This is a genomic window from Kordiimonas laminariae, from assembly GCF_023008165.1.
GTDB lineage: Bacteria > Pseudomonadota > Alphaproteobacteria > Sphingomonadales > Kordiimonadaceae > Kordiimonas > Kordiimonas laminariae.
Genome location: NZ_JAKQZA010000008.1, coordinates 113,445 through 132,783, shown reverse-complemented (window position 1 = coordinate 132,783; position 19,339 = coordinate 113,445). Strand labels below are relative to the sequence as shown.

The 19,339-nt window shown below is 45.5% G+C and carries 18 protein-coding genes; 9 read left to right on the top strand and 9 right to left on the bottom strand.

What is annotated here, in order from left to right:
* Together MF542_RS15465 and MF542_RS15460 are read left to right on the top strand one after the other, a co-directional pair.
* Window positions 1–210 carry a KTSC domain-containing protein gene (locus MF542_RS15465; RefSeq protein ID WP_247021091.1) on the top strand — a complete coding sequence of 70 codons (210 nt, stop codon included), beginning with the start codon at window positions 1–3 and terminating at the stop codon, window positions 208–210.
* Window positions 211–215: 5 nt separating this feature from the next.
* Window positions 216–1,247, top strand: a complete 1,032-nt coding sequence (locus MF542_RS15460) for a hypothetical protein (protein WP_247021090.1) — start codon at window positions 216–218, stop codon at window positions 1,245–1,247.
* A 14-nt stretch (window positions 1,248–1,261) separates the two neighbouring features.
* On the opposite strand, the gene MF542_RS15455 is transcribed toward MF542_RS15460, so the two are convergent.
* The 3 genes from MF542_RS15455 to MF542_RS15445 all read right to left on the bottom strand — a co-directional run bounded on the left by MF542_RS15455 (window position 1,262) and on the right by MF542_RS15445 (window position 3,943).
* Complete coding sequence (locus tag MF542_RS15455; protein WP_247021088.1) at window positions 1,262–2,530, bottom strand: relaxase/mobilization nuclease domain-containing protein; 1,269 nt, start codon at window positions 2,528–2,530, stop codon at window positions 1,262–1,264.
* On the bottom strand, window positions 2,527–2,880 hold the full coding sequence (locus MF542_RS15450; RefSeq protein WP_247021082.1) for a hypothetical protein: 354 nt from the start codon (window positions 2,878–2,880) through the stop codon (window positions 2,527–2,529). Before MF542_RS15450 ends, MF542_RS15455 begins: the two co-directional genes overlap by 4 nt.
* A gap of 157 nt (window positions 2,881–3,037) precedes the next feature.
* On the bottom strand, window positions 3,038–3,943 hold the full coding sequence (locus tag MF542_RS15445) for a hydrogen peroxide-inducible genes activator (RefSeq protein ID WP_247021080.1): 906 nt from the start codon (window positions 3,941–3,943) through the stop codon (window positions 3,038–3,040).
* A 116-nt stretch (window positions 3,944–4,059) separates the two neighbouring features.
* Between MF542_RS15445 and MF542_RS15440 the strand changes: the two genes are divergently transcribed.
* From MF542_RS15440 to MF542_RS15425, 4 genes are all read left to right on the top strand, one after another.
* Window positions 4,060–4,269, top strand: coding sequence for a hypothetical protein (locus tag MF542_RS15440; protein ID WP_247021079.1), 210 nt, complete (start codon window positions 4,060–4,062; stop codon window positions 4,267–4,269).
* 78 nt (window positions 4,270–4,347) lie between these two features.
* A complete protein-coding gene (locus MF542_RS15435) occupies window positions 4,348–6,096 on the top strand; it encodes an ATP-binding cassette domain-containing protein (protein ID WP_247021078.1) in 1,749 nt (582 codons plus the stop codon).
* Window positions 6,093–7,109, top strand: coding sequence for an HlyD family secretion protein (locus tag MF542_RS15430; RefSeq protein ID WP_247021077.1), 1,017 nt, complete (start codon window positions 6,093–6,095; stop codon window positions 7,107–7,109). Before MF542_RS15435 ends, MF542_RS15430 begins: the two co-directional genes overlap by 4 nt.
* Window positions 7,110–7,120: 11 nt before the next feature.
* Entirely contained in the window at window positions 7,121–8,557 is a 1,437-nt protein-coding gene (locus tag MF542_RS15425; protein WP_247021074.1) for a TolC family protein, read from the top strand.
* Between the two features lie 43 nt (window positions 8,558–8,600).
* Here the strand turns inward: MF542_RS15425 and MF542_RS15420 are convergent, their stop codons facing one another.
* The 3 genes from MF542_RS15420 to MF542_RS15410 form a co-directional block, all read right to left on the bottom strand.
* Entirely contained in the window at window positions 8,601–9,626 is a 1,026-nt protein-coding gene (locus MF542_RS15420; RefSeq protein ID WP_247021072.1) for an alpha/beta hydrolase, read from the bottom strand.
* 76 nt (window positions 9,627–9,702) lie between these two features.
* Window positions 9,703–11,277: a M56 family metallopeptidase gene (locus MF542_RS15415; protein WP_247021070.1), complete on the bottom strand. Its 1,575-nt coding sequence runs from the start codon at window positions 11,275–11,277 to the stop codon at window positions 9,703–9,705.
* Window positions 11,267–11,638, bottom strand: a complete 372-nt coding sequence (locus MF542_RS15410) for a BlaI/MecI/CopY family transcriptional regulator (RefSeq protein WP_247021069.1) — start codon at window positions 11,636–11,638, stop codon at window positions 11,267–11,269. The genes MF542_RS15415 and MF542_RS15410 overlap by 11 nt, the downstream gene beginning before the upstream one ends.
* A gap of 227 nt (window positions 11,639–11,865) precedes the next feature.
* Here MF542_RS15410 and MF542_RS15405 point away from each other — a divergent pair, with 227 nt between their 5' ends.
* Window positions 11,866–14,265 carry an efflux RND transporter permease subunit gene (locus MF542_RS15405; protein ID WP_247021067.1) on the top strand — a complete coding sequence of 800 codons (2,400 nt, stop codon included), beginning with the start codon at window positions 11,866–11,868 and terminating at the stop codon, window positions 14,263–14,265.
* Window positions 14,265–15,005 (top strand): phosphocholine cytidylyltransferase family protein, encoded by a 741-nt coding sequence (locus tag MF542_RS15400; RefSeq protein WP_247021065.1) that lies wholly within the window; start codon window positions 14,265–14,267, stop codon window positions 15,003–15,005. The genes MF542_RS15405 and MF542_RS15400 overlap by 1 nt, the downstream gene beginning before the upstream one ends.
* Here the strand turns inward: MF542_RS15400 and MF542_RS15395 are convergent.
* The 3 genes from MF542_RS15395 to MF542_RS15385 form a co-directional block, all read right to left on the bottom strand.
* Window positions 14,977–16,434 (bottom strand): lipopolysaccharide biosynthesis protein, encoded by a 1,458-nt coding sequence (locus tag MF542_RS15395; RefSeq protein ID WP_247021063.1) that lies wholly within the window; start codon window positions 16,432–16,434, stop codon window positions 14,977–14,979. The genes MF542_RS15400 and MF542_RS15395 overlap by 29 nt on opposite strands.
* Window positions 16,431–17,330 carry a CDP-alcohol phosphatidyltransferase family protein gene (locus MF542_RS15390; RefSeq protein ID WP_247021061.1) on the bottom strand — a complete coding sequence of 300 codons (900 nt, stop codon included), beginning with the start codon at window positions 17,328–17,330 and terminating at the stop codon, window positions 16,431–16,433. The genes MF542_RS15395 and MF542_RS15390 overlap by 4 nt, the downstream gene beginning before the upstream one ends.
* Before the next feature lie 81 nt (window positions 17,331–17,411).
* Complete coding sequence (locus tag MF542_RS15385; protein WP_247021059.1) at window positions 17,412–18,569, bottom strand: inositol-3-phosphate synthase; 1,158 nt, start codon at window positions 18,567–18,569, stop codon at window positions 17,412–17,414.
* Window positions 18,570–18,705: 136 nt separating this feature from the next.
* Between MF542_RS15385 and MF542_RS15380 the strand changes: the two genes are divergently transcribed.
* Window positions 18,706–19,284 (top strand): RNA polymerase sigma factor, encoded by a 579-nt coding sequence (locus MF542_RS15380; protein WP_247021057.1) that lies wholly within the window; start codon window positions 18,706–18,708, stop codon window positions 19,282–19,284.
* Window positions 19,285–19,339: the final 55 nt, after the last annotated feature.

Below are 19,339 nucleotides of genomic sequence, written 5' to 3'. Positions count from 1 at the left end.
ATGGATAGAGAGTTTGTTGACTCAAGTAATATAGCTTCTATTGGATATGATGGTGATAGCTTGATCTTGGAGGTGGAATTTTTGCAAGGCGGTGTGTATCAATATTATAATGTTCCGGAGCACGTTTATCGTGAGTTAATGTCTGCTGCGTCACATGGTAGCTATTTAGCGCATAATATCAAAGGCAGTTACGAGTACGCTAGGATTTAAATGGAATGAATATTGTTTCTTTATCGCAGAAGAAAAAGAGAGTTGAGATAAGTGATTTTGAATTAGATCACCCAATTGTATTTGAGTACTTTAATAATTTACCTGCAGCTGAACGAGACGATAAGCTACTGAAAGCCATTTACATCGGTGTACTTGCTTTAATAGAAGACCGCATATCTGCTTTTTTCGCACGAACCTCTAATGAATTAGGGACAGAACTTGAGAGTTTAAAGATACTGTTTGATCTGAAGCAGGAAGTTTTCTTTAAATCCGCTGTTAAAGGAATAGAGGCCGAAGAAGAAATATCACAATATCTGAAAGCTTATTGTAAAGATAATAAGCTTTCAGATGAGATAGTTCTTACAGGAAATTCGGAAGGGATAATTCCGAAAAATAAAACTGGAGATATCGTTAGTTATTTAGACGGAAATGAACAAACAAAAATTATAATTGAATGTAAATTTGATAAGAGTATCCGTCTCGGCGATATTAAATCTAAAGATGTCTTCACTAACAAGGCCGATACAGCTTGGAGTCAATTAATAGAGGCTCAAGCAAACCGTGAAGGGCAGGTTAGTATTATTGTTCTAGATGCATCTGGAGTTGATAATAGTATTTCCAGTTATATTGAAAATGTTAGGTATATTCCTTCAATCGGTTTTGTCGCCATTGTTGATTCTCAAAAAGGCGATTATACGAACCTTGCAATTGCATATATGCTCTCGAGAGATATAGCTATTAAAGCTCAACCTGTGGAGTTGGATAAGGATTTACTTACTGTCATTGTTAACAGGATTATCAAAGATATTGATGATTTATGTTCTGTAAAAAAACTAGTAATGAACAATATCCAGAATAACCAAAAAATACTGGCGCAATTAGAAAAAAGTTTGCTGCTAGCCGAGTTTAACCAGAAATTTTTACAACAGTTTTTGTCAACGGGCACTTTAACGAAAAAGGAACTCTTGGATTTTTATTTTGGTGACGAAATAAAGGATAAATACAAATCTATTGAGAAAGAAATTAAAAACCTTTGATTTAAATTTGATTGTTACTTGATATGAAGTTTTTCGGATAAGTTTTTTTGATGTCTCGACATGGTTTTATCCTTTGAATCCATGACTTTTGTTACAGCTAGGTGCAATCGTTTTTTCTCTTCTTTTTGCTTCAGGTTCACCCGTCTATTCTCTTTCAAGAGTTTCTGCCTTTCTTCAAGCTGACTGAAGATAATGCTATCCTTTTCCAGCTGATGTTCTTTAGTTAGCTGCCATTCCTTGAATTGAGCTTCTTTTTTGTGCTGAACAGTCTTTCCAGACAAGAAATCCCATACACCAGCTAGGCCTCTTCTTGTTTGGGCCGCGTTGTGATGTTGGAACAGTTCCCGCTCTTTTTGTTGGCGCTTACCTAATGCTTGTCTTGTCAGTTTCTGTTGCTTAGCAAGAGTGAATACTTTTTCCTGAAGGATGCTTTTCTGAGCGCGGTGGTTTTGCTTTTGCTGCTTGATCAGCTTATTCAGGTTTGGCGTTATGCGCTTCTTGAATGTGGCTTTGGTTTCATCCACTGAGGGTAGTTTTTCAGGATCACCTAAACGCTGTTTAACTTCTTTGGTTTTTACGCCAGCATATCTGGTTAATGAATATACTTCTCCACGATAGTCAACGGCTACGAAGCCGCGTCTGTCACCTCTGGCTAGCATGAAGCCATGCTCTGATAAGGCAGCATTGAGTGCCTTGGCACTATCTGAATGTTGCCACGCAGATTGGAATACCTGTTTAATCTCTCGTGGGTCACGACCTGCCCGCAATGCCTGTTGCCACTCTACAAGGCCAAAGTTGGTTGGATCACGTAAGCTTGGGTCTCTGTGCCCATCAGGAAGCTTCCAGCCATGTTCCAGATACAGTTCTTTTGATAGTTCTGTCAGACGGCGTTTATAGAAGGGGAGATTAACAGCCTTAAGCTTGTCATCTTCAATACCGATACGTGACCAAACTACATGGGCATGTCGTCGGCCTTCTTTTTCATGAAAGACAATAGCGCGTGGTTGGTTTTCCAAACCAAGATGTTTTTCTACTTTATCAGCAGCACGGATAAAGGCAGGTGTTGCCACCTGCTCATGTGCGGGTGGGTTCAGAGACAGAGAGAACAGATACTGCTTACATTTGGTGGCTTTGGATATGGCATGTGCTTCATCAAATGCCCCTTGCAAGTCATTAGCAATAAAGCCTCGCATTTCATGAAGTTCAATATGTTCGTTTTCTTCTTTCATCAAATGGGTGGCAAGCTCGCGCCCGCCACCCCTCTGACTAGCCTTTAAGATCATAAGCGCTTTCCCAAGCCCTGTAAGAGCATGAGGCGCATATCTGCAACATCAGCACAAGCTTGTCTTAAAGCTTGCTCGGTATCAGATGTTACAGGGAGTACTCCAAGCTGTGCAGCTTCAGATAAATCATTCAGTGAACCTGCAAGGCCACAGGAAGCAAGTTTTGCTAACAGAAGAGCAACTTGCTCCTGTGACATGCGTCCAGAGAATGATCGCTTACCAAACACACAGCGCTTCACATAGCTTGATAACGCTTCACCATTTGCACGGCGTAACAGGTCATCCCGTTCAGCATCATTCAAGCGTATGGAAAGTGGAGCGGAGCGTTTTGCTTTAGAAACCACAATCATGGTCGTGGCCCCTTCGGTTTTTGAGGGGAGGGATCTTCTAAAGCATCCCAATCAATGTATTTGAGAATGTCTTCCCAGTCTGATAGGGCATTGAATAAATCGCGCAGTTCTTCAGGTGAATATCGTTTCGAAATATGAAAAGGCCCGCGCGCCATTCTTACTGTATTTCTTTCACCACGTTTTTGATCACATCAGCGATGCGGGTGTATGCATCGGCTTTGCCTACATCTTTACGGGAAACAAGCCCAATGGTGCGGTAGATATGCTTGTTCTTTAATGGTCTTACCATCACTTCACTGTTCGCTGAGATTTCTGATTTGGCGTAAAGCTCGGGTAAGAAAGTTACTCCCATCCCCATCCCTACCATTTGTCTCAGCGCGTCAAGGCTGGTGCCAAGATAGTCACCAGAAACAACTGCTTCAAAATCATCACATAGATAGCGGATCTGCTCGTGCATATGATAGCGCTGATCTAGGGAGAGTACGAGCTCGTCCTTCAGGTCTGCCGGGCTCACTTCTTTCTGGCTGGCGAACCTGTGATCCCGTGCGTGTGCAAGAAGGAGATGTTCACGGTATAGCTCTGTGGTGGCCAGTTGTTCATGCTGAATGGGTAGTTGAGCGAGAATAATATCATGCTCCCCTTCCGCCAGTTCGCGTTCCATTTCTCTGGGATCAACTTCACGAATATAAAGCTTTAGATCAGGGTAATCTTTGTGAAGTCGCTGCACGACCTTTGGTAGGATATAGGGGCCTAGTGTTGATTTTGTGCCAAGCCTGATGGTCCCTGCAAGCGCATGTTTACCAGCTTCTGCTACATCCCGTAATCCCTGTACACGAAGCAGGATATCTTTTGCTCGCTCCAGCACTTCCCGCCCCACTGGGGTGAAGAACACGCCACTACGGCTCCGTTCTACTAATCTTACATCAAGAGCGGTTTCCAAGTTCTGGAGTTGAACGCTGAGTGAAGGCTGGCTGATACCGCAAAGAGCTGCTGCTTTTCTGTAATTACGGGTTTCATCCAGTGCCGCGAGATATTGCATCTGCTTCAGGGTGATAGCATTCATCAGGGCTGCTTTCTTTTGATAGTTTTTTTATATCAAAAAACATATTTTATTTATGTTGAACAATCAACTTGGTTTCCCATTTCAATCGTATCGGCAGAGAAAGAAAGAGAAACACAATGAAAAGTAAAGCGACAAAAGATCAAAATAAACTTGTTTTATTGTCTATGAAGGCGCGGCTTTCTGTTGTGTGCTCTAAGCTTGCTTATGCTGGCGTAGGCGGCATTTCGGGCACTGAGAACAAATCGGCGCTTGAAGCAACCCGCCGGAGATTACAGGCTCGAATTAAAGCCCTTGAAGTCTCATATTCTCTTGCTCTTTGTTCTTAGTTCCCCCAGCCCTGCGCGTGCTACTTCATACCATACCCCCTACCTCAGTACGCGCAGGGCATTTTTTAGGTAATTTCCATGCAAAACCCATCATCCGCAGCTTCTCCGCAGAAGCCGGTTTCTGATTTATGGCATTTTATCCGCAGTTTGCTGCGGGACGAAAAGCAGTTCTATTGGCTTGCCATCATCTACGGTATCGGTATCAGCCTGCTTACGTTGGCGGTGCCGATTTCAGTACAGATGTTGATCAACACCGTTGCGAACACGGGCCTTAAAACCCCGCTTATTGGGCTTTCAGTCACGCTGTTTGTGCTCTTGATGGTTTCAGGGTTGTTGAATGCGCTCAGGATTCACTTGATGGAGCTATTTGGCAGACGGTTTTATGCACGCCTTGTGGCAGAAATTACCCTTAAAACCTTATATGCCCAGAACCCATTTTTTACAGATGCAGGCAAAAACACGCTTTTTAATCGGTATTTCGATATCGTAACGGTGCAGAAGGCAGTGCCTTATCTATTGATTGGTGGTTTCACCATTATCCTGCAAGCTCTTGTAGGGTTTACGATTGTATCCCTTTATCACCCGTTGTTTCTGGGATTTAATATCGGGCTTGTGCTGCTTATTTGGGCGGTATGGGGTGTTTGGGGTAATCGTGCGATGCTGAGTGCAGTAGCGCTTTCCCACACCAAGCATAATGTGGCAGGCTGGATTGAAAGCCTTGGTGCATCTAACGGCTATTATAAATCCCGCAAGCATATCGAACGTGCGCTTGAGCAGAGCGATAAGAAAACGGCTGATTATATCAATAGTACCAAGCATCATTTTAAATATACCTTTTCACAGGCGCTGGCGTTTCTGGTGATTTATGCGCTGGCCAGCGCTCTGCTTCTTGGTATTGGCGGCTGGCTGGTGATTAATGGTGAGCTTTCCCTCGGCCAGCTTGTGGCAGCTGAGCTTATTCTTTCAGCAGTATTTTACGGTATTTCCCAACTGGGTGACTATCTTGCGAGTTTTTATGATCTTACAGCTGCAACGGAAGAACTGGCACATTTTTTTGATGTGCCGCAGGAGGTTCCAGCTGGCACGCTTACTCCGCGCAAAGGCGCAAAAGACCTGATCTTCGCACAAGCCAGCGGTTTTGCCCGGCATGAGCATGTAACCTTTAATCTGGAGATCAAAGCCGGTGCTTCAATTTTCTGTGCTGCTCCCAATGCTGCCGTTCAGCGCCTTTTTACAGATTTTCTGAAGCACCATGAACGTCCCCACCACGGGATTGTAAGCTTCACTGGCACGGATGTGCTGGATATTGAAGTGCATGAACTACGCCAACTTATTACGATCCTTGATCGACCAACTCTCATCCCTGGTACCATCAGAAACTTCCTGAAAGCTGCTGAGTATGAAGGGCAAACTATACAGCCACTTGAGGCCATTAAAATAGTAGGGCTTGAAAGCACCATCCAATCCCTTTCTGATGGTATGGATACCCAGCTTTCACTTACGGGAGCGCCGCTTTCGCTTGTAGAAGTGTTGAAGCTTAAATTGGCGGCTGCCCTGATTGCTGAACCGCAAGTGCTTGTTCTTACTCAGTTGTTTGATGCGCTACCTGCACCAGTGCTTGAACGCACGCTTACAGCTATAAAAGCGAACACGGGGGCTTCTATTCTCTACTTCAGTAACCGTATCTCAGCCTGTGGTTTTGATCAGTTCATGTTAATGGCGTCAGACACGCAGCTGATCATCGAAAAACCGGAGGATTTTTTTATGCTTCGGGACCGCCCTTTCAGCTCCCAACCTCAGAACCAAACACAAGAGTTGGCATCATGACTACAGACCGTACGCAGGCCTATTTCAAAACCCTTGAAAGTATTCAGCCACCAAAGGTGATGAGAGCAGTAGCAATTATGATAGCCACCGGTCTCATAGCAGTTATTCTATTTTTGGTTTTCATGCCGTGGGTACAAACCACTTATGGCCGCGGCAGCATTATTGCCCTTAGCCCAAATGACCGGGTGCAGGAAATCAATGCACTTGTTTCCGGGCGCATTCAGAAATGGTTTGTAGAGGATGGCAGCTATGTGAAAGCCAATGATCCTATCCTGCAGATTGTGGATAATGATCCTAATTTCCTTGAACGTCTGCAAACAGAGCGGCAACAGGTTGCCTTTAAACTGGAAGCTAACCAGAACGCTATGAAAACCGCAGAACTGGATCTGGCTCGTACCGAAAAGCTTTTCAATGAAGGCTTGGCCTCTCGCCGTGATTTTGAAGCTGTGCGTATTCGAGTAGAGGATATGAAAAGCAAGGTTGCTGAGGCTTCCGCCCAACTAACAAGGCTTGATGTATCCCTGTCTCGTAGTTCTGTGCAATTTGTTCGTGCACCGAGAGACGGTGTGATCCTGAGAGTAAATGCAGGTGATAGCTCTACCTTCTTAAAAGCTGGTGATGTGGTGGCTACTTTTATCCCAGCGAATGCAGAACGGGCTGTAGCCCTTTACATCGACGGCAGAGATATCGCGCTTGCGCGCATCGGAGATAAAGTTCGCCTGCAGTTTGAAGGGTGGCCGAGTATTCAGTTTAGCGGTTGGCCCTCAGCAGCTGTGGGGATTTTTAGTGGAGAAATTGTAGCGATTGATCCAACGGCGGACCCAAACGGTCTCTTCAGGGTATTGGTGCAGGAAGATAAATCTGACCCACACCCCTGGCCCGATAGCTCTTACGTGAGGTTTGGTTCAAAAGCCCGTGGTTGGGTAACCTTTGAAACTGTATCAGTTGGCTATGAAGTATGGCGGCAGCTCAATAACTTTCCCCCTGAATTTCGCAAAACATCCACCCCTTAAGGCACGCCGATATGTTTTATGTTCTTAAAAAACTGAGCATTGTAACGGGTATGCTAGCGGTGCTGCATATGTCTTTCGGGGCGTCGGCTCAGGATAAACCATTAACGCTTGAAGACGTTTTGGCTTCCTCGGTACGGAATGTACCTGAAATCTTGATGGAAATTGCAGAAAAGAATGAAGCCGCAGGCTACGCGCAGGCAGCCCAAGGTGCATTTGATGTAAATTTGGGCGCTAGTGGTTTCAGTCGGGCAACAGGTTTCTGGAGTGGGTCTGTCGTTGAACTTGAAGCCAAACAAAACATTGGTGTTTACGGGGCACAAGTTTACGGCAAGTACCGTATCTCTGATGGTCGGTTTCCAATTTATGAAGATGAATATTTCACCAATACACTTGGTGAATTTAAAGTGGGCACGCTCTTTTCGCTTCTACGGAACAAGGATATTGATGAAAACCGTTTTAATATCCGGGATACGGCTCTAGCTCAAAAGCAGGCTGAAACCGATATCCTGTTCCAGAAAATTATTATTCAGCAGCAGGCTACCCAAGCCTATTGGAACTGGGTTGTGACGGGGCATCAGTATGATGTTTATCGGCAGCTTTTACAGATTGCAAATGAGCGGCAGAAAGCCCTTGAAATTCAGGTAAAAGAAGGCGCGGTGGCTGATATCTTTATTCTGGAAAACAGGCAAAATATTACGCGCCGTGAGAAATTGGTAACCGAAGCAAAACAGCGCTTTCAGACCTCGGCTATCATGCTTAGCTATTATCTTCGAAATAAGGAAGGTACTACACGATTGCCTGAAGCGTATGAACTGCCCGATGTTACTGTTTTTGATCAGCAAGAAAGCGTTGTTTTTCCGTTGATTTTACGGCCTGGTCAGTTGCTTCAGAACAGGCCGGAGCTACAACAGTTAAAACTTGCTATTGAACGGCTTAATCAAACTGTGAATTTACGGGAAAATGATCTTGCACCGCAACTGGATCTGTCGCTCGAACTATCAAGGGATTTTGGCTCTATTGCAGAAGGTGGTTCATCACGCGCATCTACAGATACTGTTGTCGGCCTCCAGTTTTCTATCTCGCTTGGCCAGAGAAAGGCTAAGGGCAAACTAACTGCTGCGAAAGCAAAACGGAAGGCGCTAAGGCAGAAAACCAGAATGGTGCAGGATAAAATTCAACTTGAGCTTAAACGGGTAACGCTTGATCTTAAAGTGTCTGCGGAAATGCTTGAACTTGCGAAACAGGAAACCAGACAATCCAGGCTTCTTGCAGACGCGGAACAGATGCGTTTTCAAAATGGTGCCAGTGACTTCTTCTTGCTGAATATTCGGGAAGAAAGAGCTACAACCGCGCAAATTGAGGAGCTCAAAGCTCACCTTGTGCAGCGTATCTCGCTTGCTAATTTTTATGCCGCTTCCATGAATTTGCAGAAGTTGGGTTTGTTTTAGCAAAACCTAAAATTAAGGAGCTGCAAAGGCAGCTCCTTAATGTCTAGCTGTAGAAGTGTTTCAAAAGCCGATTTAAATCTTCAATGTAATCGTTCAGGTGTGGTGCAATATCTGGATCATTTTTACGGTCAGGATTACTGAAATATCTCAGTAGGCTTTCGAGGTCCTCTTTTGATGGTGTGGCTATAATTCCAAGCTCTTTTGAAAGCTGTGCATAGTGAGCGATAATGCCGTTATAGCCTTGTTTCCTGAATTGAGGCATCGATAGATTATAGCCCTCATAGATGAAACTCAGCGCATCAATGAGACCTGGAAGAATGAGAGATCGGTGTGAGGCGTTTCTAATATCGCCGATATTCCAGCGTAGTCCTTCAGGTTTGGTTTCGTTAAAAATCTGACGCATTTTCGAGTATTCATTTTCTATCCGGTAATACTCATCGCTGCCCAGGCTTGCGTAAAATACTTTGTCGTTTGTTTCATGTGTTGTCAGAAACGCACGCATATCTTTAAGTACCGGCTTCCCATGATGATAAGAAGGGCTGAGAGCAATGAAGCTGTTGAAAAGATCAGGTTCATGAATGAAAAGATCTGTCACGAAAAGCCCGGCAAGGGAATGCCCGACAATTGCTTTGGACGGTGCGATTCTATAAGTGCTGTTGATATAAGGGAAGATGTCTTCCTTTAGAAAGCGGTGAAAGCTATCCATTTCCCCTCTACGAGTATCGCTGTCATAGGGACTATATTCAAAACGGGAGTTACCACTATGCGGAATGCCGACGACAATAGTTTCTGGGATATTTTCTTTGCTTGAGAGAAAATCCACAATCTGGCTGGAAATCAGGAAGTTTTCTGGACGGTTTAATACGTATAAAACCGGGTAAGCACGCTTCTTCTCTTCTGAGTAAGAAGGTGGCAGATGGATATAGATTTGCTTTTCTTTTTGCAGGTGTTCAGAGGTGATTTTTGCTGTTTCATATTTAAACGATATGTGCTCGTCAGCATGCACAGACGGGTTTAAAAGCAGCAGCACAAAGAATGCAAATAATAAGGGTTTCAGTGAATTCGGCATAAGTGTCTCCTTTCTTCAAAGAGGAAATCTTTGAAGGTGTTGGGTGATGAGGTTTTGGTTGGGAAAAGTCGGTGTGTTATTCGAGTTGGATCAAATACCGCTCTATGTCATTCCGCTTTTGGCGTTTTGCTTCTTTTAGGGCGGTGGTATGGCGTTCTTGATGATTACTTTCTTCTAGGCGGCCAACGGCTTTCGTATTAGCCCCCGCGCGTACCAGCATTTCAACGATTTCCAGTTTACCAGATGATACTGCTGCTATCAGGGCAGAGCCTTCATCATCAACAGGCATATTCGGATCAGCCTTATGGGCGAGAAGAAGTGAAACCATATCCGGATTAGCTATCTTCGCGGCTGTTGCAAGCGGGCTGGCATCCATTTCAGGTACAAGTGCGTTAATTGTTGCCCCGTTCTTTAGAAGCTGGGCAACCAGCGCAATATCTTCCCTTTCAACGGCTGATAAAAGCGGAAAACCCTTGCCTCTGGCGGAGAGGTCAGCTTTAGCTCCGTGAGCCATCAGAGTTTCTGCCATTTTTGTATCACCACGGGATGCAGCAATAATAAGCGGTGTGCCGTAAGGTGAAATACTGATATTTGGATTTACACCGCTTTTAAGAAGTTTTGCGGCTTCTATAGTATCACCTTTTTGAGCTGCTGAAATCAGTGCCAGCTGGTCTGTGGAGGCGAAGGTGGCGATGGAAGGCGTTATTTGTCGTAACTGCTTGTTCCAGTCTGGCAGGACGGCGGCAAGAGTAACGATGGAAATTGTGCCCAATGCTAGAAGGTTGTTTGCTTTTTTAGGGCCATTTAAAGCTTCCAGCTGAATAGCCTGAATACGTTCTACAAATGGGTGTTTTTCCCGGCCCGACCAAAAGCAGTTGAGGGCGTTTGGAACAAGTTCGCGGTGGGCGTGCAAAAGGGTGTTTGCATACCGTTTGCGTGCCTCAGGGAATTGCCGAAGTACAGCTGCATCACATGCCAGTTCCTGATCTATAAAGAGTTTCCCCGCTGCATAATGAATCAGTGGATTAAACCAGTTGATAAGCTGGAGCAGGGCGGTAATACCATTAACAAGTGGGTCTTTATGTTTTTGGTGTACCCGCTCATGAGTAAGGATCAACCGCTGTTCCTCAGAGCTATATTGGGTTTCAAAATGTGGTGGGACGATGATTTTAGGTTTGATCAGGCCGATAAGTGCAGGGCCAACGGCTTCTGTATTTGATTGGTAATACCCTTTGCCTGAATTCTTGATTGGTGAAAGTAATGTTTTCAGGCGCCTTTGTCTGATAACGAAAATAGCCGCTGATAACACGAAACCTAAGACCCATAGTGTTATTGCTGGCGTAGCAATGCCGCTGGGGAAAAAACTGGAAACTGTTTGCTGTATGTTTGATGTCGCAACAGGGATTGGAACAACTTCTTCCAGAAGAAATGCGGCATAGATCGGTTGTGAAGCAGCTTGTTGCTCTATGAACAGTGCGGCAAAAGGCAGGAAGTATATCAACAGGGAAAACGGCACAGCTACCCATACCATATAACCAGCTGAAGCCCCCAAATGCTGGCGCACCTGTTTTCTGAGCATCAGCACCAGCAGGATTGCTACTGATAAAACCACGCTGAAGGAAATAAGTGTTTCCAGGGCACTATTCAGCATCTTCAATATCCTTGAGCAGTTGCTTCAGATCAGCAATATCCTGTTGTTTCAGACCATTTTCCCCAACGAACTGGGATACAAAGGGTGCCAATTTGCCATCAAAAAACCTGCCAAGGAATTTCTGACTTTCGGTTTTCACAAATGCATTACATTCAAGAAGTGGTCGGTACAGATATTGCCGATTTACACGCTCAGCAGAAATAGCTTCTTTTTTCAGGAGGCGATTGAGCAGCGTGCGAACGGTAGCGTCACTCCAACCGTTCGGTTCGGCGATTTCAGCCACCACCTCATGGGCCGTGAGAGGGCTTTTGTTCCAAAGCGCTTCCATGATGATTTGTTCTGCATCGCTGATTTTAGTCATAAGTTACTACTTCTCTTATCTATTACGCTTGTAATATTACGCGTGTAAAAGATGGAGTCAAGCATAATATTACGTTTGTAATAGTTAGGTCGAGGGCTGGGGTAGAACATCGAAACCCCTACCGTGATTTTATTTCGGAGGTTAGGGTACTTTCGCTCCGTTATTCACTCTGAAACGCAAGTTTGTATGAGTTGAGGTAGCGGCTAATGACATTATTGAGCAACAGAATGGCTGAGCTGATTTGTGTTCGGCACAAATTGGTGTTGCTGCTAGTTGTTGTTCTGCTGTGGGTCTCATTTACGCAGATTGGTAACCTCAAGGTTTCCACCAAACTTGAAGCCTTGATGCCGGAAGGTGCAGCGAGTGTGAAAACACTCCAGTCTGCTATGGAAAAGGCTGGCAGTTTTGCTTCTATCCAAGTGTTAGTGCGTGGTGAAGACCAAGCAAAAGTACAAGAAGTATTGTTCATTCTTGAAGCGGTTACTCGGCCGTTATTGTGGAGTGAAAGCGTACAGTATTTTGAAGATATTTCGGTGCTTGAACGGCATAAGCTGTTGCAGCTCAGTGTACCTGAATTAGAGAAACTGGAAACCACACTTGAGGAAGAAATACTTTCTTCAACGGCACGAGCTTTTAAGGAAAAAACCGGCATTCCTATCAGTATAACGCTTGTTGGGAGCGGAGTTGAGGCTTCGAGCGAAGTAACCGAAGAAACGCCATTTGAAGAAGAGCAGACTATTGAAACCGAACAGCGATTTATCTCTGATGATGGGCTTACACAGGCGCTGGTTATCTGGCCGAAGCCAGGTTTTGAAGGGCTTGGTGAAGCTAAGAAAATGATTAGTGATGTGGTGTCTATCATTGATGCGCTTGATTTGAATGCTGAGGATAGCGGTATCCATGTGGGCATCGCGGGGCGTATCAGAAACAAAGTGGCTCAGTATGATGCAGTGATAGGGGATGTGGGAACCGGGCTCGGCAGTTCTATCTCCTTAATTGTGTTGTTGTTGCTCATTTATTACCGCAGATTATCTGCTGTTTTTCTTATCATCCTGCCGCTTGTGATTGGCATTATTTGGACCATCGGCCTGACAGCTGTTGTGGTAGGGGGCTTGAACCTGATCACTATTTTCCTCGCACTTATCCTTTTTGGGTTGGGGATTGATTTCGGCATCCATAATTTCAGCCGTTATGAAGAACTAAGGGCAAAGGGTGAAACCCATATATCTACCCTTGGTGAGGTGATTGGGCATACTGGAAAAGCATCCTTGATTGCGGCTGTCACTACAGCCAGTGGGTTCTTGTCGCTTATGCTCACAGAGTTTCGGGCATTCCGAGAATTTGGCTTTATCGCTGGCAGCGGTATCCTGCTGATTTATATTTCCATGTACACAGTGTTTCCTGCACTGCTTACATTCTCTGAGCGTTATATCAACTGGCAACCACGTAAGAAGAAACAGAATTTCACTAATGCTTTTTGGGGGTTAGGCGGAAAGCACAGCCGAAAGGTATTTCTTTGTTTGTTGCCGATGGTTGTTATCGCGGGATATCTGGCACCACAAATAAGCTTTGAACGTAATTTCAAAAACCTTGAGGCAGCTAAAAAAGCTGATCATCAGTGGGCTGTAACTCAATCAAAAAATATCTTCAAAGGCGGGCACGACAGAGCTGTTCTGGTTGTGGAAAACCTTGATGAAGTGAAAGCTATCGAGGCCTATTTTGAAGAATATGCCAAAGCGGACACGGAAACACCAACAATTGCGAAGCTCACAAGCGTACGTAATTTTGTGCCTGACCGTACAGAGCAAGCGGAACGTCTTGAGGTGATCAAACGTATGTGGAGCAGGCTGGAAGAAAGCGGGCCTGTACCAGAAAGCGTAGAAGACAAAGCTAAATACCTGCAGATTGATACATTTGGTGTCGATGATCTGCCGCCCGCTATGCGCCGGGTGTTCCTGGGGGACGAAAGTAAGCCCGGATATCTGATGTATATCTATAATTCCGTAACTATGGATGACGCGCGCTTGGCGGCACAGTTTTATGATGATGTGGCTTCCTTCACAGTGAACGCAAAAACCTATCATCCGGCATCCGAGAGTTTTATTTTCGTTGAGATGCTCCAGCTCATGAAGGCTGATGCAGTGAAGGCCGTGCTTCTTGTGGGCAGTATTACCCTTCTCGTTGTTTTCATGTTTGTACGTTCTGTGAGTGGCACCCTGATCATTCTGCTGCCGACACTTGTTGGATTGCTTTTCACCATGGCTGTTATGGCATTCTCCGGTATTCAACTGTCCATTATCAACATGGTGATTATCCCGTCGCTCATCGGCATTTCGGTTGATAATGGCATTCATATTTATGAGCGGTTTCGTGAGGGCGGCTCAAGTCTCACAGAAGTCATGGCCACGACGGGCAAGGCGTCCAGTATCACGACGCTTACGACACTTCTTGGATTCGGTGGTTTGATCACGGCATCAATGGGCGGGCTTCGCTCTATGGGGCTGTTGGCGATAATTGGTTTCACCATGTGCCTGCTCCTTACATGGGCGCTTCTGCCGGCACTGCTGAAACTGAAGAAACCAGCGAAACCTGCACCTTCTATCCCCTACCAGTTAAGGACACTATAATGACAAAAGACCTGCTAATTGTTGCCGCGGGAATGGGCACAAGGCTCAGGGCCAAAGGCAATCTAAAGCCGCTTGTTGAGCTTTGCGGTATTCCGCTTATTGAACGGGCACTTGAAAGTGCGTTCGCTGCGGGTTTGAGCCGTGCGGTTGTTGTAACAGGCTATCATTCAGAAATTCTTGAAACCTTTCTTGAAAGTCTTTCAAAGGACACGGGTTGGCATATTGAAACCATCCATAACCCTGATTTTATGTATCCAAATGGTCTGTCTGTCCTGAAAGCGGCGGAGAAGCTTTCAGAAAGTTTTGTGCTTTCTATGTGTGATCATTTCCTTGAGCCTGCCCTTATTGAACAGCTGCTTTCGGCGAGCAAAAAGCGGGATGAAATAGCACTGGCGGTGGATGGTAAATTAAATAACCCGTATGTAGATTTGGAAGATGTAACCAAGGTGTGCACCAAGGGCCGTTATATTACAAATATCGGGAAGGAAATCCCTCTCTATAATGCTTTTGATACAGGTGTCTTCCACGCGGGCCAGGCACTGTTCGAAGCGATTGAGAAAAGTGGCAGGGACCAGAATGATTATTCCATCTCAGGTGGAATGCTGGAACTGGCTAAGGAAAACAGAGCGGTTACAGTGGATGTTTCAAGCCATTTCTGGATTGATGTTGATAGCCCTGAAATGCACGAAATGGCCACCAAGTGGCTTAATTCTAACCAGCCCTTAATCGCTTCCAGATAGTTTTGTCTTCTGCCGTTAGGGATGTAAGGCGAATTACCCCCAGATAGAGAGCAACGGCTGCGAAAATATATATGCCAAAGTAATCAGGATTATAAATCGCAGTCTCTTGTTTCATAAAGCCAAAGATAGCAGCAATGAAGAACGCCCCAGTGAGTGGTTTTAAAAAGTTGCTGCTTAAAATTGTGATATCCAGTTTTGATTTCAGCTTCCATAGGCGCATCCCTGCTAGGCTGACCATGGCAATCATAAATCCAAATGCTGCGCCCTCTGCTCCCCAAAAATATGAGAATGAGATGATGGCAGTGGTTTCTATCATAAGTGCTATCAAAATCAGTTTTGGCGGTGTGCGTGGTGCTGCATAAACGAGAGCTGTTTCTCCGAGAGCGAAGCTGCCATCAAACAGTTCTGCAATGAGCAGCAGGCTCAGCACCAAACCACCAACATAAAATTGTTCTCCAAAGACAGCCATCAATTCGCTTGAGAACAGAATAAACGGAACGGTAAGGGCAAGTTGAAGTGTCAAGACCCAGCGGCAAAACCCGGATAGTTTTCTGCCAGTGGCTTTTCGTTTGGCGCCGTGGTGCAGTTTCGCCAACACAGGAGCCATCATCGGTTCAAACAGTTGGTGGATTTTATGGGGCACCGTTACAATTTGCTGCGCCATATAATAGATGCCTGTTACGCCGTGGCCTGCAACGAGCGACAGCAAAAGAATATCAATGCGGCGGAACATCATGATGCCAATATCTGTAATACCTACTGGAAGGCTTTTCAGGGGTATCTGATAAAGTGATCTGATCTCGATTTGGGTATGGAATATAGCGCTGAAGCTATAAGCTTTACTCAAGCCAATACCGATACCAAAAGCAGCCGCCAGCGCTGATATAGCGTATGCTGAAAGAAGGCCTGTTTCTGAAGGCGAAAGCCAGTAAAAGAGGGTGGCTGATGCTAAGAAGGCCCAAGGTTCAAAAATGCAGCGCGCGATTACTTCCCAGCGGATAATGCGTTGAAAGCGGATAGCTGTGCCAGCCACTTCCGCAAATACAATTGCGGGGATTGCTGCAAGAAGCAGGATTGGCAGTTCAATATCGGTGAATAGATATCCCCAAAGCACGCCAAAAACTATGGACATAAAGCTGGCAAGCAGAAGGGAGGAAATAAGAGCTTCTTTGATGATTTTTGAGGTTTTATCTTCGTTGTCTGGTTGGCTCAAAATATCTAGAAGGCTGCGTTTCAATCCGATCACAGCAGTGGCAGCCAAGATTTCTGTGAGCGCTGCAACTTGCCCTAAAATACCGAGCGCTTCAGCACCGTATAATTGGCCTGCAAGCAGCATCAAGATAAGCCGGGCAATCACACGGCCACCAAACCCACCAAGAGATGCCAGAGCGCCTCTGAGGATATCCTGAATATCTTCTAGTGCGCTCATGCTGAAGGATCAGTGAAGGTATTGGTATATTCGATCAGGGTTTTTTCTTGCTGCCATTCAGCGATCATCAATGTTGCCATGATGATGTTGAATAAGATCAGCTCCACTGCGAAATAAAGTGCGGGTTGGCCCATAAAGGCGAAGATAAAAATAAGCAGCGTACGGTTATTTGCATTCAGTAAAGCCCAGGCTTTCACCATGGGGATAGTGCGCATGATGACAGCGCCCGCAACACCTTTACCCCACTGAGTTTCGCCGAGTTCCAGTAGTTTGCAGTCAAGCCCGTGGTCAGCTCCGGCAACAAGTTTTTGGGCTTTGTCGTAGAACGAAGCGAGGAATGATTTTTCCCCATTTATGTGAAGGAGTTTTTCTTGCACTGATGTGCGGTGAAGGCCTTCTATTCGCCGTTGGTATTTTTGGCGACGTTCTTCATACCCTGCAGCCTGTACTGCATGGGAAATTCCAGCCCCAATTACCAGCCACCAGACATTGGTGGAATATCCCGTTTCTACGAGATGGAGGGCGAGGGAGATATATACCACACTAAATACAACATGATCACAGATACCGTCGATGATACGCCCAAAAGCACTCGTTTTCCCTGTGGCGCGTGCTAGTTTGCCGTCTGCACCATCAAAAACATGCCAGCCGATCATGGCGAGGAAACCGCCAATCACATAAGGCGTTTGCGGTAGATAGTAGTAAAGGTAGGCTGCAAGAAAACCACATCCCATACCCATGAAGGAAATAATATTGGGGCTGAGTTTCAACAATAACCCTATCTCCACTACCAGCTCTGAAAGTGGATGTATGAGGTATTTGTTGGAGGCATCCTCGATGGAATTAGGTCGGCCATATTCGGCTGGTTTAACAGAGATGACTTTTGTTTCGCTCATCTGAAGCCTCAATAAAAAGGGATCTGCGGGAACCGAAATGCAGAAAGGGGTGGTCCCCGCAGAAAGTGCCGTTCGTGGGCGTTAGCTAGCGAGGGCCGCTAACGCTTCTGGAACGGGTACAGTGGTTACGTTGGAGCCTTCTATGAAAGCTTCTGTCATCAGGCGGGCAACATCATCTGTATGCTGGATTGGAGGGTGCTTACAGAAATAAGCTGATGGGCCTTCAACAACACCTGCGATGCCGCGGTCCAGGGCAACTTTGGCACAGCGGATTGTATCAATCGCAACACCGGCTGAGTTTGGCGAATCTTCAACAGACAGGCGAAGCTCCAGGTTCATTGGCACATCACCAAAGAGGCGGCCTTCCATGCGGAGGAAGCATACTTTGTTATCATTTTGCCACGCCACATAATCACTGGGGCCAACATGAATGTTTTCATCATCTAGCCGGCTTGCTGCAACTGATTGTACAGCTTCTGTTTTAGATTCTTTCTTTGATTCCAGTCGGTTCTGGTTTTTCATGTTGAGGAAATCAGTATTACCACCTGTGTTCAGCTGGTAAGTGCGGTCCATCGCCACGCCACGTTTGGCGAACAGATCAGTTAGGATACGGTGGACAATTGTTGCGCCAAGCTGGGCTTTGATATCGTCGCCAATGATTGGAATACCTGCATTTTCAAAGCGTGCTGCCCACTCAGGGTTGCTGGCAATGAAAACAGGGATATTGTTTACGAACGCTACGCCAGCTTCAAGAGCACATTCCGCGTAAAATTCCGTGGCTTTCTGGCTGCCCACTGGCAGATAGTTCATCATTACGTCTACGTCAGCGTCCTGAAGCGCTTTTACAACAGCTTCTTTGCTTGGCTGTGTATCAGCAGAGGGCATGAAACGGCGCTCATCTGGATAGCTTTCCATATGATCTGAATAGCCATCAAGCATATGGCCCATTTGAACGGCTACACCCTGATGTGGGATGTCTTTCTGGAAAACAGCTGTACAGTTTGGTTCAACGAAAATCGCTTCTGATACGTCTTTGCCCACTTTACGGCTGTCGATATCAAAAGCGGCGGTGATCTGAATATCAGATGGCTTATAGCCACCCAGTTCACTGTGCATCAGCCCTGATGCATCTGTCTCACGGTCTGCGCCGTAATAATAGATGCCCTGGATAAGCGAGCTCGCGCAGTTACCCATGCCAATAATTGCCACATTTATTTTTTTGTTTGTTGGTGCAGTCATAAAATTCACTCCAAGGCTAATTCCTGCTTTGGGTGAAAAACGGAGCAAGTGAAAACCCACCTCCAAAGTTTTTTAGAAAAATGTCATAAGCAATTCATGGCTTCCTAAAAAATTATGGATACGCTAGAGTTTAGCCATGTTTGATTGGATTAAAAACAAAACCCTACGTAAGGGTAATGACGAGGTTTGCAGCAACAAATCCTTTGAAGATTTGTTCCGTCTGCAACGTGGGCCATTACTCCGTTTTGTGAATGCCAAAATCAAAAATGAAGCTGAAGCAGAAGAAATTGTGCAGGAATGCTTTATCCGCTTCCAAAACAAATATGATGCAGAAACGACAGGCTCGCCAGAGGCCCTTTTAGCGCGTATTGCCCACAATTTGTTGATTGACCGGGTACGGGAGAAGAAGGCCAGAGCCGCACGTGAAGACGCGTGGGGCAAGCTTAATACTGATGGTGCGGTGGATGCGATTGGGGGTTCTGAAAGTATTGATCCTGCCCGCACGTTATCCGCAAAGCAGCAGGTGGAGGAGGCCTTAGAGGTGATTGAAAAGCTACCAGATAAAACCCGGCAGATATTTCTGCTGCACAGGTTTGAAGGGCTAACCCATTCTGAAATATCAGAAAAAACAGGTATTCCGAAAAGTACCATTGAGAAACATATGATTAAGGCTATCAAGGCCTTGTCTGATTTGAAAAAAAGAGCAGCACCGTAAGAGTTTTTTTGGAGGCAGGCTGATATCTATTTCGTTAGATATATGGGCATAGAGT

Bases quoted from the DNA above. Each gene is read 5' to 3' on its own strand.
- MF542_RS15440 (WP_247021079.1), top strand. From the start codon at position 4,060: ATGAAAAGTAAAGCGACAAAAGATCAAAATAAACTTGTTTTATTGTCT.
- MF542_RS15390 (WP_247021061.1), bottom strand. From the start codon at position 17,330: ATGAGCGAAACAAAAGTCATCTCTGTTAAACCAGCCGAATATGGCCGA.
- MF542_RS15425 (WP_247021074.1), top strand. From the start codon at position 7,121: ATGTTTTATGTTCTTAAAAAACTGAGCATTGTAACGGGTATGCTAGCG.
- MF542_RS15380 (WP_247021057.1), top strand. From the start codon at position 18,706: ATGTTTGATTGGATTAAAAACAAAACCCTACGTAAGGGTAATGACGAG.
- MF542_RS15465 (WP_247021091.1), top strand. From the start codon at position 1: ATGGATAGAGAGTTTGTTGACTCAAGTAATATAGCTTCTATTGGATAT.
- MF542_RS15430 (WP_247021077.1), top strand. From the start codon at position 6,093: ATGACTACAGACCGTACGCAGGCCTATTTCAAAACCCTTGAAAGTATT.
- MF542_RS15385 (WP_247021059.1), bottom strand. From the start codon at position 18,569: ATGACTGCACCAACAAACAAAAAAATAAATGTGGCAATTATTGGCATG.
- MF542_RS15460 (WP_247021090.1), top strand. From the start codon at position 216: ATGAATATTGTTTCTTTATCGCAGAAGAAAAAGAGAGTTGAGATAAGT.
- MF542_RS15400 (WP_247021065.1), top strand. From the start codon at position 14,265: ATGACAAAAGACCTGCTAATTGTTGCCGCGGGAATGGGCACAAGGCTC.
- MF542_RS15395 (WP_247021063.1), bottom strand. From the start codon at position 16,434: ATGAGCGCACTAGAAGATATTCAGGATATCCTCAGAGGCGCTCTGGCA.
- MF542_RS15435 (WP_247021078.1), top strand. From the start codon at position 4,348: ATGCAAAACCCATCATCCGCAGCTTCTCCGCAGAAGCCGGTTTCTGAT.
- MF542_RS15410 (WP_247021069.1), bottom strand. From the start codon at position 11,638: ATGACTAAAATCAGCGATGCAGAACAAATCATCATGGAAGCGCTTTGG.
- MF542_RS15405 (WP_247021067.1), top strand. From the start codon at position 11,866: ATGGCTGAGCTGATTTGTGTTCGGCACAAATTGGTGTTGCTGCTAGTT.
- MF542_RS15455 (WP_247021088.1), bottom strand. From the start codon at position 2,530: ATGATCTTAAAGGCTAGTCAGAGGGGTGGCGGGCGCGAGCTTGCCACC.
- MF542_RS15445 (WP_247021080.1), bottom strand. From the start codon at position 3,943: ATGAATGCTATCACCCTGAAGCAGATGCAATATCTCGCGGCACTGGAT.
- MF542_RS15420 (WP_247021072.1), bottom strand. From the start codon at position 9,626: ATGCCGAATTCACTGAAACCCTTATTATTTGCATTCTTTGTGCTGCTG.
- MF542_RS15450 (WP_247021082.1), bottom strand. From the start codon at position 2,880: ATGATTGTGGTTTCTAAAGCAAAACGCTCCGCTCCACTTTCCATACGC.
- MF542_RS15415 (WP_247021070.1), bottom strand. From the start codon at position 11,277: ATGCTGAATAGTGCCCTGGAAACACTTATTTCCTTCAGCGTGGTTTTA.